Annotated in this window: 18 protein-coding genes; 3 read left to right on the plus strand and 15 right to left on the minus strand. The window is 61.1% G+C overall.

Translation table 11 applies throughout. From position 1 onward, the window contains the following. Positions 1-3: 3 nt before the first annotated feature. Complete coding sequence (locus ACTIFK_RS12825) at positions 4-1,425, minus strand: ATP-binding protein (protein WP_439543464.1); 1,422 nt, start codon at positions 1,423-1,425, stop codon at positions 4-6. A 147-nt stretch (positions 1,426-1,572) separates the two neighbouring features. Here ACTIFK_RS12825 and ACTIFK_RS12830 point away from each other — a divergent pair, with 147 nt between their 5' ends. Continuing rightward, a complete protein-coding gene (locus ACTIFK_RS12830) occupies positions 1,573-2,229 on the plus strand; it encodes a response regulator (protein WP_439543465.1) in 657 nt (218 codons plus the stop codon). A gap of 6 nt (positions 2,230-2,235) precedes the next feature. On the opposite strand, the gene ACTIFK_RS12835 is transcribed toward ACTIFK_RS12830, so the two are convergent. Both ACTIFK_RS12835 and ACTIFK_RS12840 read right to left on the minus strand, forming a co-directional pair. Next, entirely contained in the window at positions 2,236-2,625 is a 390-nt protein-coding gene (locus ACTIFK_RS12835; protein ID WP_439543466.1) for a tautomerase family protein, read from the minus strand. A gap of 159 nt (positions 2,626-2,784) precedes the next feature. Then, positions 2,785-3,147: a YybH family protein gene (locus tag ACTIFK_RS12840; protein ID WP_439543467.1), complete on the minus strand. Its 363-nt coding sequence runs from the start codon at positions 3,145-3,147 to the stop codon at positions 2,785-2,787. A gap of 111 nt (positions 3,148-3,258) precedes the next feature. Between ACTIFK_RS12840 and ACTIFK_RS12845 the strand changes: the two genes are divergently transcribed. Continuing rightward, entirely contained in the window at positions 3,259-3,957 is a 699-nt protein-coding gene (locus ACTIFK_RS12845; RefSeq protein WP_439543468.1) for a TetR/AcrR family transcriptional regulator, read from the plus strand. Between the two features lie 159 nt (positions 3,958-4,116). On the opposite strand, the gene ACTIFK_RS12850 is transcribed toward ACTIFK_RS12845, so the two are convergent. The 3 genes from ACTIFK_RS12850 to ACTIFK_RS12860 form a co-directional block, all read right to left on the minus strand. Continuing rightward, the gene (locus tag ACTIFK_RS12850) at positions 4,117-5,199 is read right to left on the minus strand and encodes a hypothetical protein (RefSeq protein ID WP_439543469.1); all 1,083 of its coding nucleotides are present in this window, start codon (positions 5,197-5,199) and stop codon (positions 4,117-4,119) included. 370 nt (positions 5,200-5,569) lie between these two features. After that, on the minus strand, positions 5,570-6,802 hold the full coding sequence (locus tag ACTIFK_RS12855) for an MFS transporter (protein WP_439543470.1): 1,233 nt from the start codon (positions 6,800-6,802) through the stop codon (positions 5,570-5,572). Further along, entirely contained in the window at positions 6,799-7,296 is a 498-nt protein-coding gene (locus ACTIFK_RS12860) for a MaoC family dehydratase (protein WP_439543471.1), read from the minus strand. Before ACTIFK_RS12860 ends, ACTIFK_RS12855 begins: the two co-directional genes overlap by 4 nt. A 296-nt stretch (positions 7,297-7,592) precedes the next feature. Here ACTIFK_RS12860 and ACTIFK_RS12865 point away from each other — a divergent pair, with 296 nt between their 5' ends. Next, positions 7,593-8,315 carry a TetR/AcrR family transcriptional regulator gene (locus ACTIFK_RS12865; protein WP_439543472.1) on the plus strand — a complete coding sequence of 241 codons (723 nt, stop codon included), beginning with the start codon at positions 7,593-7,595 and terminating at the stop codon, positions 8,313-8,315. A 73-nt stretch (positions 8,316-8,388) separates the two neighbouring features. On the opposite strand, the gene ACTIFK_RS12870 is transcribed toward ACTIFK_RS12865, so the two are convergent. From ACTIFK_RS12870 to ACTIFK_RS12910, 9 genes are all read right to left on the minus strand, one after another. Next, entirely contained in the window at positions 8,389-8,988 is a 600-nt protein-coding gene (locus ACTIFK_RS12870) for a GTP cyclohydrolase II (RefSeq protein WP_439543473.1), read from the minus strand. Positions 8,989-9,053: 65 nt separating this feature from the next. Continuing rightward, positions 9,054-9,641 carry a c-type cytochrome gene (locus tag ACTIFK_RS12875; RefSeq protein WP_439543474.1) on the minus strand — a complete coding sequence of 196 codons (588 nt, stop codon included), beginning with the start codon at positions 9,639-9,641 and terminating at the stop codon, positions 9,054-9,056. Next, on the minus strand, positions 9,628-10,896 hold the full coding sequence (soxC, locus tag ACTIFK_RS12880) for a sulfite dehydrogenase (protein ID WP_439543475.1): 1,269 nt from the start codon (positions 10,894-10,896) through the stop codon (positions 9,628-9,630). The genes ACTIFK_RS12875 and soxC overlap by 14 nt, the downstream gene beginning before the upstream one ends. 303 nt (positions 10,897-11,199) lie before the next feature. Further along, positions 11,200-11,811 carry a riboflavin kinase gene (locus tag ACTIFK_RS12885; protein WP_439543476.1) on the minus strand — a complete coding sequence of 204 codons (612 nt, stop codon included), beginning with the start codon at positions 11,809-11,811 and terminating at the stop codon, positions 11,200-11,202. Continuing rightward, complete coding sequence (locus ACTIFK_RS12890; RefSeq protein ID WP_439543477.1) at positions 11,754-12,269, minus strand: flavin reductase family protein; 516 nt, start codon at positions 12,267-12,269, stop codon at positions 11,754-11,756. The genes ACTIFK_RS12885 and ACTIFK_RS12890 overlap by 58 nt, the downstream gene beginning before the upstream one ends. Positions 12,270-12,322: 53 nt before the next feature. After that, a complete protein-coding gene (ribB, locus tag ACTIFK_RS12895) occupies positions 12,323-13,432 on the minus strand; it encodes a 3,4-dihydroxy-2-butanone-4-phosphate synthase (RefSeq protein ID WP_439543478.1) in 1,110 nt (369 codons plus the stop codon). A 35-nt stretch (positions 13,433-13,467) separates the two neighbouring features. Beyond that, a complete protein-coding gene (gene sfnG / locus ACTIFK_RS12900) occupies positions 13,468-14,589 on the minus strand; it encodes a dimethylsulfone monooxygenase SfnG (RefSeq protein WP_439543479.1) in 1,122 nt (373 codons plus the stop codon). Between the two features lie 137 nt (positions 14,590-14,726). Next, positions 14,727-15,275, minus strand: a complete 549-nt coding sequence (locus ACTIFK_RS12905) for an NAD(P)H-dependent oxidoreductase (protein WP_439543480.1) — start codon at positions 15,273-15,275, stop codon at positions 14,727-14,729. A gap of 263 nt (positions 15,276-15,538) precedes the next feature. Then, on the minus strand, positions 15,539-16,843 hold the full coding sequence (locus tag ACTIFK_RS12910) for a porin (RefSeq protein ID WP_439543481.1): 1,305 nt from the start codon (positions 16,841-16,843) through the stop codon (positions 15,539-15,541). Positions 16,844-16,860 lie beyond the last annotated feature (17 nt).

Consider the following 16,860-nt stretch of genomic DNA (forward strand, 5'->3'; position numbering starts at 1 on the left):
GCGTCAAACCGACACCGGTGAGACCGCCCCGTCCGGCGCCTTGCCGGCTCGCGACCGCGCCTGCAGATCGACCCGGGCCCCATCGATCAGGATGTGCGCCCTGAGCCCCGCGGGGTGCCTGTTTTCCAGGCGCATCGACAATCCATCCTTGGCGAGCGCCGTTTCGACGATGGAGAGCCCCAGCCCGCTTCCGACGGCGCTCTTGTGCCGTCCCCGGAAGAATCGCTTCGTCACCAGTCCGATCTCGTCGTCGGGAATCCCCGGCCCGTCGTCGTCCAGCGCGAGCGCATAGCCATTCTCCGCCGCAACGAGAGTCCACCGCACCGGTTCGGCCGAGCGACTATGCTGGACCGCATTTTCCGTCAGATTGCGGGCCGCGAGATGAAACGCGTCCGAATTGACCCTGATCCGGCACCCGTAGAGAACGTCGTCCACCGTCGCGGGCGCGGTATTCTCCTTCGTGCGCAGCTCATCGCAGATCGCACGCAGCCGCGTGCCCGCGTCGATCCACTCCTGCGGGGCCTTCCCCTCACCGGCATCGATCTGCGCCAGCGACAGGAGCTGTCGCGCCATTCGCGTCGTCCGATCGGCCGCGACGAGCGCGTTTTTGAGGGCGGCGTCGCGCATGGCCGGATCCGCGGTCGCGAGTGCAATCTGGACCTGCGTGCGGAGGCCAGCGAGCGGCGTGCGCAGCTCGTGGGCCGCGAACGCCGTGACGCTGCGCTCATGCTCGCGCGCAACGATGACTTTTTCCAAGAGCCCGTTGAGCGCATCGACGACAGGCCGGATCTCGTTCGCCGTCGAGCCGATCTCGATCGGATCCAATTCGTCGCCGCTGCGTTTTTCCACGATATGCGTCAGCCGGCTCAGCGGCGCCAACCCCTGGCGGATGGCGACCCAGATCAGCCCGCTGAGCACGGCGAGAACGACGATGCCGGGCCCCGCCAGTCCCCAGATCAGCTCCCGCACCAGCCGCTCGCGATGGGCGATGTTGTCGCCCATGAGAACGCGCACGCCCCGCTCGCGATCCTCGCGCGCATAGACGCGCCAATGCGTGCCGTTGATGTCCTGGTTGGAAAATCCGCTGTTCGACTGCGTGAGCTGGGTGGTTGGCGCCGCGCTCGACTTTCCGACCAGCCGCCCATCGATCGACCACACCTGGCAGGCCAGCTTGAAATCCGTAACGCCGGACAGCGGAGCGGTGGACCGGCTGGGCACGCGCACACCGGAGACGCCATTCGTCACATTGAAGTCGGCGCTGTCGATGAGCGAATTCACCATCCGCGTCGCCTCTTCGAGGCGCGCATCGAGCACGCGTTCCAGCTCCTTCTTGCTGCCGGAATAGATCCACGCCATGCCGAGCGACCAGACAAGCGTCGTCGCAAGCAGGATGAGCGTGAACAGCCGCGCACTGATAGAGTTCATGACAGGACCCATTTCGCGCCGCGCGCGAGTCTGACCTACGGAGAGGACAGCCGCGACCTTAAGGCAAGCTTAAGCGGCTCGGCAGTGGATTAATGCGACAAAACCGGGCTACGCTTCCGCCAATCGCACGTCGAAGGGGTTCACGCAATGCGCGTTCTTGTGGTTGAGGACGATGCCGTCCTCCAGAACGGCCTCACGGTGGGCCTCGGCATTCACGGCATTTCCGCCGATGCCGTGGGCACCTGCGCCGACGCGCTTGCAGCGCTCGCCACCACCACATTCGACGGCGTCGTGCTGGACGTCATGCTGCCGGACGGCTCGGGGTTTGATGTGCTTCGCGAGCTGCGCCAGCGCAACGACACAGTTCCGGTGCTTCTGCTCACCGCGCGCGACTCGGTCGCCGACCGGATCCGTGGCCTCGACGATGGCGCCGACGACTACCTGGGCAAGCCGTTCGACCTCGACGAGGTGGCTGCGCGGCTGCGCGCACTCCGCCGCCGCGCCGTGGGCCGCGCAACACCCGTCATCGTCTGGCACGATATCGAACTCGATGCCGAGCGGCGGTCCGCCACCAAGAGCGGTCAGGTCTTGAACCTGTCGCGCCGCGAATTCGCGATCCTGCTCGCGCTCGTTGAGCGCCCCGGCATCATCCATTCGAAAGGCGATCTCGAAACATCGCTCTACGGCTGGCAGGAAGAGATCGAAAGCAACGCCGTCGAGGTGCACATCCACCATCTGCGCGCCAAGATCGGCCGCGACCGTATCGAAACGGTGCGCGGCGTCGGCTATCGCGCCAAGACCTGAAGGCCCTTAAAGCTCCTTGGTCAGGAACTGCGCCCGGCCATATCCGAACGACCAGTCGTCATCGGTGCACGTGACAAAGTTCATCATCACATCGCTCGCCTTGACGCCGCAAACTTTTTCGAGCTCCTCCGCCATACGGCGGTAGAACTTTTCCTTCATCTCGCGCGTACGCGGCCGTGTCGTGACCTGGATCATGACGAACGACTTCGTACGCGGGATGTTGAGCCCGGTATCTTCCATGATCATGCGCGAAGGACGGTGCTCGGTGACGATCTGGTAGCGATCTCGCACCGGAACCTCGAACGCCTCGACCATGACGGCGTGCATCGTATCGAGCAGCTTGGTCAGTTCCTCGTCGCTGCGGCCTTCATAAAGATCGACACGGATCAGGGGCATATGAGTCTCCATCGCGAATGCGTCGCCCGCCGCCAGTGCACCGGGCCATAAAAGGGCGCCGCCAGCCGCGGCCGATGCAGCAATGGCTTCGCGGCGTGTGAGCCGAAAATTTGACACCGGCGTACTCCTGGACGAGGCGCTGTCGAAGCTAGTCTAGCGTCAGTTCCACGTGTGAAGCAGAATTTTCCAGCTATCGCCAGCCCGGCCGAGAACGTTGACCCAGTTGCCGCCAAACTTCTGTTCCGCGCCGCTGCCATCGACGCCGCTAAGGCTCCACGTGCCGGTCACGACCGCCGTATCTCCGCGCTCGATCACCGATTGAACCGCGATCTCATGCCGGGTAAGTCCCTTGGATCTGATGTCGGCAAAAAACTTGCCGATCTCGCTCGGGCCCTTTGCAGGCGCGCCGCCGGCAGGAACGACGCTTGCCTCGGACGCATAGAGACCTTCCAGATTTGCGACGTCGCCGGCGCTAAACAGCTGGTCCCACTTGGCCGCGAACGCGCGAATTTCGGTTGTCATCACTCTCTCCTTTGTCGCGTTCCGTAACCGTCGACAACGGCGGCCGGTCTCGCTATGTTGTGACCACGTGGTCACAAAGTTAGGTGGGGGCCTCGGGGGAGTCAACGACAAATGACCAATCGGTCACAAATGACGCGGAAGGCCGGGCCATCCCATCCGGAGCAAACCCGACGGCATCTCCCCGCCGCAGAACGCGAGCGGCAGATCGTGGAAGCGGCGGCGGCATTCTTCGCCGAATATGGATTTGAGGGGCAAACGCGCCAGCTCGCCAAAACGATGGGGATCACCCACTCCGCGATCTTCCGCTATTTCCCGAGCAAGGAAGCGCTCATCGAGCGTGTGTACGAACACGTCTTCGTGTCCCGATGGGACCCGGGCTGGAAAGCATTGATTGCCGACCGCACGCAACGCCTCGAGGATCGGTTGATCCGCTTCTATCGGGAATACGCGGAGCGTATATTCGATGCCCAATGGATGCGCATCTTTATGTTCGCGGGCTTGAAGGGCCACCCGATGACCGACAGGTACGTGTCGCTCATCCGCACGCAGATGATCCGGCCCGCATGCGGGGAGCTGCGCGCCACCCTCGGCCTGCCCACGCTCGCATCCGTACCGATCACGGCCCGGGAAGAGGAGGCCTTTTGGGCGCTCCACGGCATGATCTTCTATCTCGGCATCCGCAAGTTCATCTACGGCGTTCGCACCCACCGCGACCAATCGCAGATCATCGAAGACGACGTACGCGCGTTTCTGGCCGGCGCGCCCTTCATCCTGCGCGAGGCCTGCGAAAATGCCGGCGAGGCGAGGTAGTCCCTCCCGGCAAGCCTTGCATCACCGTATCCAGCTCCATGGTGAATGCAGGTCTGCCGCTCCGTTGCCCGACCGGCGACTATCGCGTAACTCGGAAAAGCGAACGCCCGGTGAGTGCTGCACCGGGCGTCCGTCAGCGTGGCATGAGCGGAGGAACACTCACGCAACGTCGTCCCACTCTCCCGGAGTCTTCTGGCCCGCCCAAAGGTACGGTTCAGAAAGTCCAATTCCAAAGACGAGCGGAATAACAAGCGACCAGTTCACGCCCATGTAGGCGTAAGTCAGAAGCTCTTCCATGCTTCCGAACACGGGTCCGATGAGCTTGACGAGCAAGCTCGCCACGATCACGTCGAGAACAAGATAGAACAGGCACGCCAGAAGCCCGCCCCACGGCATGGCGATGCGCGAAAACGGCCAGTTGTGCGTGATGATCGGCATCGCATAGTTGATCGAAGTCGCCGTGAAGAAGACGAGGAGCCAGAAAGAATCTTCCGTAAAGTGCCCCATCGACCAGAAGGATGAGATCGGCGATTTGTCAAAATCCCAGAGCCCCGCAACGCCAGAAATCTGGAAGCAAAGCGCTGCGGCTGCAAAGAGTATCGACATAATGAGGACAGCCTTGCCGGGCTGGGGAATGCCGCGCGTCAGATAGGGCAGCGTTCCGGTCGCAAGACCGACGAGCAAGAACGGAAACCACCACGCGGGCACCCATTTCACGGCCGAATGCGTGATGAGATAGGTCATTCCGGCGAAGAGCAGCAGATGCACGAGAAACTGCCGGGCGGGCGGCAGTTTCGACACGAGAAAATTGCCGCCGGCAAAACAAAAGAACGCCAGCAAAAACCACGTCGTGCCCACCAATGGGAAAATTCCGTCCACGCCTGGACCGACCAGGAAGATGAGCTTTGCGCTCCACCATCCCAGGACCCACGAAACGGCAACAACGACGATGCCGCGTAACGTCTTGTTTTCTATGCCATTAAACGGCCAGAAGCCGCACACTACAAAAAAGCAGGCCCACCAGGCCGAGAAGATTTGCCAGCTTACGTTATCAAGCCAGAATGACTTGGCTATGTCTTCGCCCTGCCACGGCCCAATTGGGTGCGACATGACCCAATGATTGACCAAAAAGCAGGAAAGTATTGAAAGTCCGTAGATCCAGAAGAACCCCTTGGCGGCTTCGCCGGGCCGGAATGGCGCTGCGACCTCACCGGGCCCGAATGGCGCGACCTCTGCTGTCATTTTGTCTCCCCCTTCTTCTTATCATTTTGATGCCGCAACCGCCTTGTTGCCAACCGTTGTCGAAAGTCAACGGAGCACGGCAATTGCGTCGCCAGACACTTTTGTATCGGACGGTACATAGTGATATTATTTTTACGGACTGAGCAAGTCCCTTTACGGAGGATTCCGACAAAACGCGGCGGGCCGTTGTTTATGAGCAGCTACGCGCACGTCGGCAGCCGGCCCTAGCGGGACGCTGCATGGCGCGCAATGTCGGCCACCACGCCGCCAGAGCGTGTCGTTGAAGGAGAACAATTCGATGATTTGGCGAGGCGAGGCGCGGCGATTGCCTCACACGTGCGATCAGCCCGTGCGGCACCGGGCCGAGACGCTACCTCTTGCCTTGCGCGATTTTCGTCGCCTCGGGTAGGCGCCGCAACATCAGCATGGCGATGGTTCCGATCAGAGGCCCAGGCGCCAGGATGATAAAGGACCACTGCCAGCCCCCCATGTAGGTCTCGAACATCGGAACTGCCCGGATCGCGACAACCGTTAGGGCAAAGCCGAGTCCCAATTGCAGCGCGAGACTCGTGCCGACGAACGACGGCTCGCCGACTTCCGTCACGATGGCCGAAAACTGCGCGGAATCGCCGACGACCGACACGCCCCAGATGATCGAAACCAGCAGGAAAATCCAGAGCGGCGCCGAGAACGTGAAGCCGATCGCGAGCGCGCAGAGACCCGAAACCGTCATCATGATGGAGGTGGTCGCCGTTCGTCCGATCCGGTCGGCAACGACCCCTCCCAGGACGCAGCCGACGACACCCGCCGCGATCACGACAAACGTCACGAGCGACGCCGTCGCCGCGTCCATGTCGCGCAGCTTGAAGGCGGCCGTGGCGAATGCGAGGAACCAGCCCCACATTGCGTAGAGTTCCCACATGTGGCCGAAGTAACCGACGTTCGCCAGCATGACCGGCTTGTTTCGAAGCACTCTTCCAATCTGCCGCGGATCGAACGTCGCCTTCGCATAGGCAAAGGGGCCCTCGACGGCAAATTTCAGCATCAGGGCTGCGCCGATCAGCGTCATGGCCGATGTCGCGGCGACCACCACGTGCCAGTTCAAAGTGGTCATGACCGCACGCAAAAGATGCGGAAACGCCGAGCCGAGCGTGAGCGCGCCGATGATGCATCCGAGCGCTAGGCCGCGCCCCTTGACGAACCAGGTCGAGATCAGCTTGAGCGCCGGGGGATAAATGCCGGCGAGCGCAACGCCGGTTATAAACCTGAGCGCGATCGCCGTGTTGGCGTCCGGCGCCACAAGCAGCGCCAGGTTTGCGGACGCCGCGACCAATGCCGACGACGCCATCAGCGTTCGGGCAGACAGCACATCGGGAAGATTGAAAAGGCTCGCGCCCAGCGCGCCGACGACAAAGCCGATCTGCACCGAATTGGTCAGCCATGTCGCGCTGGCGGGATCCATCTGCCAAACGGCGCGGAGCTCCGATACGATCGCGGTTGCGGAAAACCACGTGGTCATCGAGAGAACGATCGCGAAGGAGAGCAGGCCCAGAATGCGCCAGCGCCCCACGGCAAGATCGTGAACCATCACTTGGGAGTTCACTTCGCTTGCTCCCTCACGGCGTTGCCGGCGTCGTGCGCCACGGCTCGTTTCTGCAGCGGCGTCACGTAAACGGTCGCCGAACCGGTCAGGCATGCGTTTCCATTTTCATCGAAGATCGTCGTCTCGAGCTCACAGATCGGCTTGTCGTCACGCACAGAAGTCACCTTCACTTCAGCGGTGATCGTTTCATCCACGCCAACGGCACGCAGGAAACGCCAATTCACGCCAAGAAAGACCGTGCCGGGCCCCGGCAGATCTTCGGCGACGATCGCGTTGAGCAGCCCGGACGTGACACCGCCCTGAACAATGATTTTTCCGAACACGGACGTTTCAGCCAACTCCGCGTCGTAGTGAAGCGGATTGTAGTCGCCGGTCAGCTCCGAGAAACGGCGGATATCCTCGGCGGACGTTCGGCGCGACCGGCGCGCGTGTGCTCCGACGGCAGGTTTGCCTTTGATCGTTGTTGCCCAGGCACAGGTCGACTCAATGTTCATTTCTCTTCTCGCCAGCAACGTGTTTTTGATTGATTTTTGTGGCTGCTCGGGCCGCCATGGCCTAAGATCGGCGCATGCAGACTAAAGAGGCCATCGTTGTTTTTTAGTGGGAGCGGAACCTCCGCCGAAACGGCGAATGCGCCCGCGGTTACTCGGCGTGAAACCGCGCTACAAAGTTCTGCGTTGTGGTATGTGACCTTCAATTGCAGCACCGTTCGATTTCTGCCGTGGTCTAGATACCGCGCCTTCCAACCCGATGCCTTTGATGCAGGCGTCAAAACATCGAGAGGCAATCCTTGCCGCGCTCAGTCGTAAAGCCGCCATCGAAGCAGGGCCGCAAGCGTGAGCCCGCCGACAGTAGCACTCGTGTACCGAACAGTCCATACGAACGTTGGACGGCTGGGGATCCGAACGGCGACGCTCACGCTAATGACATCGTTCCCACGGTCCCGCAGTACGAGCGGATCAAGAAAATCGCTGCCGAGCTGTTCGCGACACGCGGCTATCGGGCGGTCGGCGTGGCTGAAATCGGCGAGGCCGTGAAGCTCGGCCGCGGCGCGCTCTACTATCACATCAGCAGCAAGGAGGATTTGCTGTTCAGCATCGTCGTGCGCTACATCGAAAATCTCGTCGTGAGCGGACGCGAGGCACTTGAAAACGAGCCGGATCCCGCCAAGCGAATCTACATTCTGAGCCGCCAGCTCATGAGTACGATTTTCGCAAACTTGCACGAGATGACGGTGTGTTTCCGGGAGGCCGATTGCCTGACGGGGCATCGCCACAAGGTCGTATCGGAGCTGCATCAGTCCTATCAGGACATCTGGGAGGCAACGCTCCGCGACGGCGAACGGAAGAAGGTTTTCCGGAGCCTGGACACAGTGGCGATCAAGGGCATCCTGGGAATGTACTTCTACAGCTTCCTTTGGCTGAAGCCGGGCGGCAAGCGGTCATCCAATGACATCGCCGACGTGTTCGCGGAAATGACTGTCGCCATTGCGGAATTGAAACCTCGCAAATAGCGATCTGACGGCCGGCGCACCGGTCATGCAGGACGAGAGCGCATAGGCGACGCCCCCTACGGAACCCACGGCACTAGAACGTGTGGTCCATGCGCAAGCGCTTCGTTTTCATATAGCGCGCATTGTGGCGGTTCGGCTCGGTGACCAAGGGAACTGTCTCGGTGACGCGTATGCCGTTTTCCATCAGCGCCCGCATTTTCGCGGGGTTGTTCGTCAGCAACCGCACCTCGCGCAATCCCAGATCGGCGAGCGCGTGAGCGGCGAGGCTGTAGTCGCGCGCGTCGATCGGCATGCCGAGGTCGACATTGGCGTCGACCGTATCGGCGCCGCTGTCCTGCAGGGCGTACGCCTCCATCTTCCGGAACAGGCCGATTCCGCGGCCCTCGTGGTAGGGCAAGTAAACGATCACACCGAGTGGAGCTTCGCAGACTTTCGTAAGCGCCAGTTGCAGCTGCGCGTGACAGTCGCAGCGGAGTGAATGGAAGATGTCCCCGGTCACGCAGCCGGAATGAAGCCGCACGAGCGGCGTCGCGGTCGGGCGACCGTGACCTTGCCGATTGACAAGCACCAGGAGTTGATCCGTTTCCTCCTCGCCCTTGTAAGCAACCGCCTCGAATGACACCTCCCGTCCCTGATGCGCGATAGGAATCATCGTGGCAATCGTGCGCTCCATGATCCCACCGGGCCTGGCTGCTCTGATGCGCGAACCTTCGAACCCATCTCTCACTAACGCGAGTGTCATTTTTCCATCCTCTTCTCTGCGGGCGCGGCATGCGCCTTGTAGATTTGGAGATCGGGACCTGACGAGACATAGAAGCCATTTGCGTTCGGCATCACGACTTTGGACAGCGCATCTGCATCCATCGGCTTATCGCCCGTCGTCACCTTTCCTTCGGACAGGATGTAGGCCACGAGCCCGTAGACCTCGTCGGCGGTCAGCGACCCCGGCTGATCGAACGGCATGGCCCGCCAGATATAATCGTAAAGCGTGCTCGCCTGGGGCCAGTAGCTTTCGACCGTTTTCAGGGGCTTGTCTGTTGCAAGAGATCCGCGGCCGCCAGCCAGGGCGGGGCCCGCCATTTCCTTGATGCCCTCCAGCTCCTCACCGTGGCAGGCAGCGCATCTGTCGGCGTACGTCTGCCGGCCCTCGGACACAGTCCCCTTGCCGGCCGGAAGGCCGATGCCGCCCGGCTGGATCGCAAAGAACTTCGCGAGTTCTTCCGCACTCACCGGCGTGCCGACGCCTGATGTCTGCTCGCCCGCCTGCGACGCGGCGGCCGACGCACAAAGAACAAGTGCTGCGGCGATCGCCTTACACATGGACATTGGTGACACTCCCGTCGGCAGCCACGGCCCAGCTTTGGATCGCGTTATAGTGATAGACCGCGTTCAAACCGCGCAGCGGCAGCAGCTCCGCCCGCGTCGGCTGGACGTATCCCGTCTCGTCGATGCAGCGGCTTTGCAGGACGGCAGGCCTGCCGTCCCAGATCCAAGGATAGCTGAAGCGCACGGTGCACATCGGCTCGGCCACGTTGTCGATCCTGGCCGGTGCCCACGTGCGGCCGCCATCGAGCGATATGTCGACGGCTTGCACGCGTCCGCGGCCTGTCCACGCAAATCCGCCGATCAAATACTCGCCCGGCTTCGGCAGCAGCATGTCGCCGGACGGAAACGTGATGACGGACTTCGCGTCCATTGCGAGCGTATAGAGCTTCGCACGGCCGTCCTTCATAAGGTCCGTATAGGTGGACGTCTCTTCCCGCGTCATGAACGGGCGGTCGCTGACCTGCAGCCTCCGCAGCCACTTGATCTGAGTATTTCCTTCGTAGCCAGGAAGCACGAGACGCAGGGGATAACCCTGCTCGGGCCGGAGCGCTTCGCCATTCTGGCCGTAAACGATGAGCGCGTCCGACAGCATCTTTTCCATCGGAATGCTGCGCGTCATCACCGCGGCGTCGGAACCTTCGGCAAGCACCCACGCGGCAGTCTCCTTCAGGCCGACGGCTCGCGCGAGCGTGGCAAAAGGAACGCCGGTCCATTCAGATGTGCTGAGCAGACCATGAGTGGTCTCCACTTTCTTGCCGGTCGGCTTGGCCCACTCGCCCAGCGTGTTGCCCGAGCACTCGATGAAATACTTTCGCGTGATCGAAGGCAGACGCTTCAGTTCCGCGACCGTGAACTTCTTGGGAACGTCGACCAGCCCATGCAGGTAGAGCTGATGGCGCGCGGGATCGATCGTCGGAATGCCGCCATGGTGGCGTTCGAAGTGAAGGCCCGAGGGTGTGAGATTGCCGAGTGTCGCGGCCAGCGGCGTGAACGTCCAAGACGTTACGTCGCTGGCGTTGTCGGCCTTCGTTCGCACCTCAGTCTCGAACTGGGAGCGGGTTCCATAACCCTTGTCCTCGTGGACGCCCCGTCCGGGCTCCTTGGTCGGATCTTCCGCGACATCGTAGTGCGTCGCTCCCGGCGGCACGTCCTTTTTGTCAGCCGACGCCGGGCGGGCCATGACGGCTCCGGCGGCAGTCGCTGCGACTGCGGAAAACAGCAGCTTTCGGCGGCCAAGATCCACGTCCGGACGCATCCCCTCCTGACAGGGGCAAGGCTCATCGGGATCGATCCCAAGCGCTATCGCACCTTTGCTATCCTCCGACACCGCATTCTCCCAATTTCGAGCGACCGTCCACCGAGTTCGTTATTGTATGTATCAGTCGGTACATATCGAGTCAAAAGCCTGACGCCATTTCGTTCGGTCTGACGAGCGGTTTTAATGAATCGAGCGCGAAGTCTGGCCACACCGAGTGGATCCGGGATCATCGCCGGCAGTGCGCAATTGCCCGAGGATCAAAGACAATCCGCACCGCGCTTGAGGCGCATCAAGAGACCGTCACCACGCCGGCGTCATCGCGGCCTGATCGCGCGCTTCAGTCTTCTCGTCCCGATATTTGCGACCCAACACCGCCCGCGCGTCATCACAGTCGCACGACATCTGGTCCATGAGAGCTTGAACATCGGCGAATGTTGTTTCAGCGCGCTGGAACGCGACGAGTTCCACCACCAAGTGCGCGCCGTAAATATCCTCGTCGAAATCCAGAATGTGAACTTCCAAACGTGGAGCACCATCGTCGAACTGAGGACGCGTGCCATAGCACGCCACACCGTTCTCAATGCGCCCATTGACGTGAACGCGCACCGCATAGACGCCGAAGGACACGCTTGCGCTCGCGTCAAGCACGATATTTGCCGTTGGGAATCCCAACAAGCGTCCGCGCTTGTCGCCGTGAACGACGACGCCTTCGACCCATCGGCTGCTCGCCGAAAGCCTAGACCGCCAATCCATAGTCATCCCCTCCCAATGAGACTTCCGGCCGCAGAGCATGATCGGCAGCGGCGTGTCCGACTTGCGTCGACTTACGCCCCGGAAACAAACTCGTGCTTCAATTAGAGATGCGCAACCTGGCCGTAGCGCGCATCGTGATAGATCAGCGGCGCGGTGCATTCGGCATCGGTGCCGATCACGCGTCCGACAAAGATCGTGTGGGTCGCGACTTCTACTCTGCTCTCGATTTCGCATTCGAGATGGGCAGCCGCATCGTTGATGAGCGGAACGCCTCTCGTGCTGAGCGTGTAATCGACGAGGCTGAACTGGTCGTCGCCCTTGGTGGCGAAGTGCTCCGCGATGCCCTTTTGATTGGCGGCGAGAATGTTCACTGCAAAAACGCCCCGGCGATCGATATGGGGATGCGTGCGGGCAGACTTGTTGACCACGATCAGGATCGTCGGCGGCGTCGCGCACACGCTGCACACGGCGGTCGCCGTGAAACCGTGAAGTTGGCCGTCGCTTTCCGTGGTGATCACGGTCACGGAGCCGGCGAGCTGCCGCATGACTGCGCGGAATGCTTCCGCGTCGACAGGGCCGGAAGGTGCAGCAGCGGATTTGATCGGGCAGGTATTCATTTAATGAGCACTCCTCCATGCTGCGAAACGCGCAGCCATTAGATCTTCCAAACCTAGATGGTTTCTTGGCCGACCACGTTCAGCCCATAGCCTTCGATACCAACCAGCGTCTGTTCGCGATTGGAAAGCATGACCATGTCGCGAACGCCGATATCGAGCAGGATCTGGGCACCGATCCCGTAGTCGCGAAGTTGCGGGTCGGGACGCGCGTGCGGGCTTCCGTTCCGGATCCGCGCAGACAGCGAACCGGGCCGGCCATCGTTGATGAGAACGATGGCACCACGTCCACGGCGTGTGATTTTATGCATTGCCCCGTGGACGCCCTCGCCTTCGCGGGCGAGAATCATGTCACCGACCAGGTCGGACCGGTGCATGCGGACCAGCGTCGGACCCGGTTTGCTCATGTCGCCCTTGACGAGGACGATGTGCTCCGCGCCCTCGACCGTGTCGGCGTAGATGAGCAACCGCCATTCGCCGAAGCTCGGGTGATGAATTCCCGATGACGCGACGAGTGTGATGAGACGCTCGGTCCGCAACCGGTAGGCGATCAAATCGGCGATCGTGCCGAGCTTCATCCCGTGAAACTGAGCAAATTTCTGAAGATCCGGCAGGCGCGCCATCGTGCCGTCGTCGTTCATAATCTCGCAAATGACGCCGGCGGGGTTGAGACCGGCTATGCGAGAAACGTCGACGGCCGCTTCCGTGTGTCCTGCCCGCATAAGCGTGCCGCCATCGCGGGCAATAAGCGGAAAGATGTGCCCCGGCGTAACAATGTCGCTCGCACGGCATTCGGGATTGATCGCGACCGAAATCGTTCGCGCACGATCTGCCGATGAAATTCCGGTGGTCACGCCCGTCTTGGCTTCGATGGAGAGCGTGAAAGCCGTTTGCAGCCCGCCGATCTCGGACTGCGCCATTGCACTGAGCTTGAGCTGGTTGACGCGCTGAGTGGTCAACGCCAGGCAGATCAGGCCGCGCGCGTGTTTCGCCATGAAGTTGACGACACCTGGAGTCGCGAACTGGGCGGGAACGACGATGTCGCCCTCGTTCTCCCGGTTCTCGTCATCGACAAGGATGAAGCATCGGCCCGCCCGGGCTTCCTCGATGATTTCCTCGGTCGTGCTCATCTGGTCGGACATGGAATGCGTAAGCATGAAGTTCATGATTTTTTTCCCGGTCGGAGGCTATTGCCGACGGATCACTGCAGGGATACTTCCAGTCTCTTTGGCGGATCGGCCCGCTCAAGCTCCCGGACCAACGGAATGACCCGCTCGCCGAAAAAGCGCGTTTCTTCATGAAAGTGCAGAAAACCGCATAGGATGAGATCGACGCCCATCTTGCGGAACTTGTGAATTCGCTCTGCGATCTGCTCGGGCGTACCGATCAATTTCGTCTTGAAGCCGTCGTTGTACTGGACCAGATCCCGCTCGGTGGAGTTGGCCCACATGCCCTTGCCCTCCTTGCTGGATTTGCCGGCCTCTTTGACGTTCTCCTTGAAGCCCGAGATGGCCACGTTGTCGGCCGCGGCAATGATCCGCTCAAGCTCCGCCTGCGCCTCCGCTTCGGTCTCGCGCGCGATGACGAAAGCATTCAATCCGAACTTGACGCGCCGATCGTGACTCTGGGCCCGCTTCGTGACATTCGTCATCTGCTGCTTGATGCCATCGAGCGTATCGCCGTTCATGAAATACCAATCGGAGACAGCGCCTGCCATTCGCTGCGCGGCCGCTGAATTTCCGCCCTGGAACACCTCCGGCATCGGCCGGTCCGGGAGCGCCAGCGGTTTCGGCTTGAGCGTGTAATCCTTGATATTCCAGTACTTGCCTTCGTACGAGAAATTGTCGGTCGTCCAAGCACCCCGGAGGATCTCGACGAACTCCTGCGAACGCACATAGCGCTCGTCGTGCTCGAGCCATTCCACGCCCAGCGCGTCGAACTCTTTGCGGTACCAGCCGCTCGCGACATGGATCGACCAGCGGCCGTTGAAGATCTGATCGGCGGTTGCGCCGTGCTTCGCGATGACACCGGGATGAAAAATTCCGGGAAGGATCGCCGTGATGATGTTAATTCGTTCCGTGCAGGCCAGCAGTGCCGCGGAAAACATCAGCGAGTCGTGCTGATATTCAGCGCCATAATTGCCCATGAACCGGATTTGGGTCAGCGCGTAATCGAAGCCGACTTCCTCGGCGATCTTCGCGAGTTTGATGTTGTAGTCGAGGCTCCAGTCCGTCCGTTGCGGATGCTTGCTCACGACAAGGCCGCCGCTGACGTTCGGAACCCAATGCGCAAACCGCATCGGACTGGCGAATTTGGATTTCATCACGACACCTTATAAACGATCTGGATGCCTGGACGCCGCGCATGCGACATCTGTGTTGCTCACGGCATTGGCGAACAAGTTCCTTGCGGATCTGCTACCGGCCGATAAATCTTGCGCTGCGCCCGACGGCGCCATCGTCATGCGTGCAGGAGAACGCGGCTTTCCGACATCAAAGTCGAAAGTTCACCAGCCACGCGATCGACCCTTTCGAGCATTGAGGCGCTCACGACGCGGCCGTCCTGGAAGTCCTCATTCAAACCGAACAGTGCGGTCGGCATGGTGTGCATCGAGAAGAAGGTCATGAGCGAGCGCAGTTGATGCTCCAGCATCAGGCCATGCATCGCGGATCCGCCAGTGGCGCAAAGAACCGCTTTCCGCCCGCGCAGCGCATCCTTGTCGATAAGATCGAAAAAGTGCTTGAACACCCCGGTGTAGCTCGCGCGATAGACGGGCGTTCCCACCACGAGAATATCGGCGCGTTCGACTTCGCGCATCATCCATTCGCCCTTCGTCGTGATTTCGTCACGCGAGAGGCCGCACATGAAGTCGATTGCAGACTCTGCGAGCGCCATGTTGTGCCGCTCGACCGGCAACACGCGGGCTATGGCATCGCCAACGGCGTTCACGAGCACGCCTGTGCGCGAAACTGCACCTGGGCTGCCATTAACGACCACCATCCTCAGCATAGACGTTCCCTCCGGGGGCATGTTCGCCGGTCTCGGCCGACGTTTTGTATCGATCGGTCCATCATGCGGCGAAATTGCACAGAGCGCAAGAGGCAAGACCCAATTTTGCAACGGAGATGTTCCGCGGAAGCGACGCTTCGTGGACGCACGTAAGCAATTTCCGGGTGTCGAATTGCAATGATACGGATGTTGGCGGCAAAAAAAATTGGCCCGGAGCCAAGCGGTCCGGGCCAATCGTTCGATTACAGGCTACGCGCGCAGATTTAGAAGTTGATGAAGCCGCCGAACACGATCGTCGACATGTCGCGTGTTTGAACGCCCGGCACATCGACTTCATGCTCGCGGTAGCGCAACCACACCGTCATGGCCGCCGCATCGATCTCCTGCGCGACACCGAAGCCCCAGAAGGTCGCCTCGGAGCCACTAACGACTCGCGCGACGTCGTCCGACGAATCGCCCGGGGTTCCACTGTCGTTGACGATAAACGCACTATCTTTCGCTTTGAGATACTCGCCGTAGGGGATGGTGGCGCCGATCGGGAGCGGCTTCAGGCGTATACCGCTCTTGATGTAGTAGGTATCTGACGCGGGGTTATTCTGCGGGTTCACGTTCTGGTCGATATGACCCCAGGCGCCGTGCGCGAACCAGCCTGACGGATTGTGCTGAAGATAGACGCTCGCCTGGGTGTATTCGAGATTTCCGCCCACCGGTGCGCCCTGGGCCTCGTCCGACGTCTCCGAATAGGTGGCGAGCGCCTTCACGGTCATGTCGCCAAACTTGGTATTGATGTAACGGAGCGCTACGGCCCAGTTGTCATCAGCACCCCACGACGCCGATGCCGAGAAGTTGGCGATGACGGGAGAATCGTAGCGGATCACGTTAAGCGGCACGCCGTTGCAATCGCCCGGACCGCCGCCATAGCCGCGGCAGGACGATGCGTTGCCCCAAATCAGCGAATCGCCGGGAGCGAAGTTTCCACGAACGTTGAAACCGAAAACGTCGTAGGCGACCCAATACGCCGCCTGCAGCGTGCCCGAACTGTCAAGGGCAACCACCGCGCTGTCATCCGCCGGCGAGTTCACCCCGACACTCACGCGGCCGTACGTCTCACTTTGAGCGAACCAATAGGAATAGAGCACCTGCAACGAATTCGGGCCGCCTCCAGAGAGGGCCGCGCCGCCCCTCGGGTTGCTGGCGTTGGTCGTGTAGACGTCGCTGGTGATGATCTCAACATGCAGGACGTAACCGACCGACACGTCCTTGGTGACCTGCGCTTGGCCCTTGAAATTGACGTTGCTTGCGAAGGCGGTTCCGAGACCTGTGACGTAGGTGTTGGATTCGACCCCGTCATCCCAGCTCACGACCTGCTCGGTCACCCAGCCCGAAATGACGAGCGAGACCTTGCGGTTGCCCTTGCTGGCGACCGAACTTTCCAACTCTGCGATCCGCTCTTCAAGGTCGGCACAGCAGGCGCCTCCCAGATCAGCCGCTGAGCCGGCGCTCGCGCCGAACGCCACCGATGCAGCAGCAAAAAGACCAATCAATCCGCATTTTTTTATGTGTGACATGCGTTCCCCTTCAAGCG

This window comes from Hyphomicrobium sp. (assembly GCF_051860585.1).
Lineage (GTDB): Bacteria > Pseudomonadota > Alphaproteobacteria > Rhizobiales > Hyphomicrobiaceae > Hyphomicrobium_C.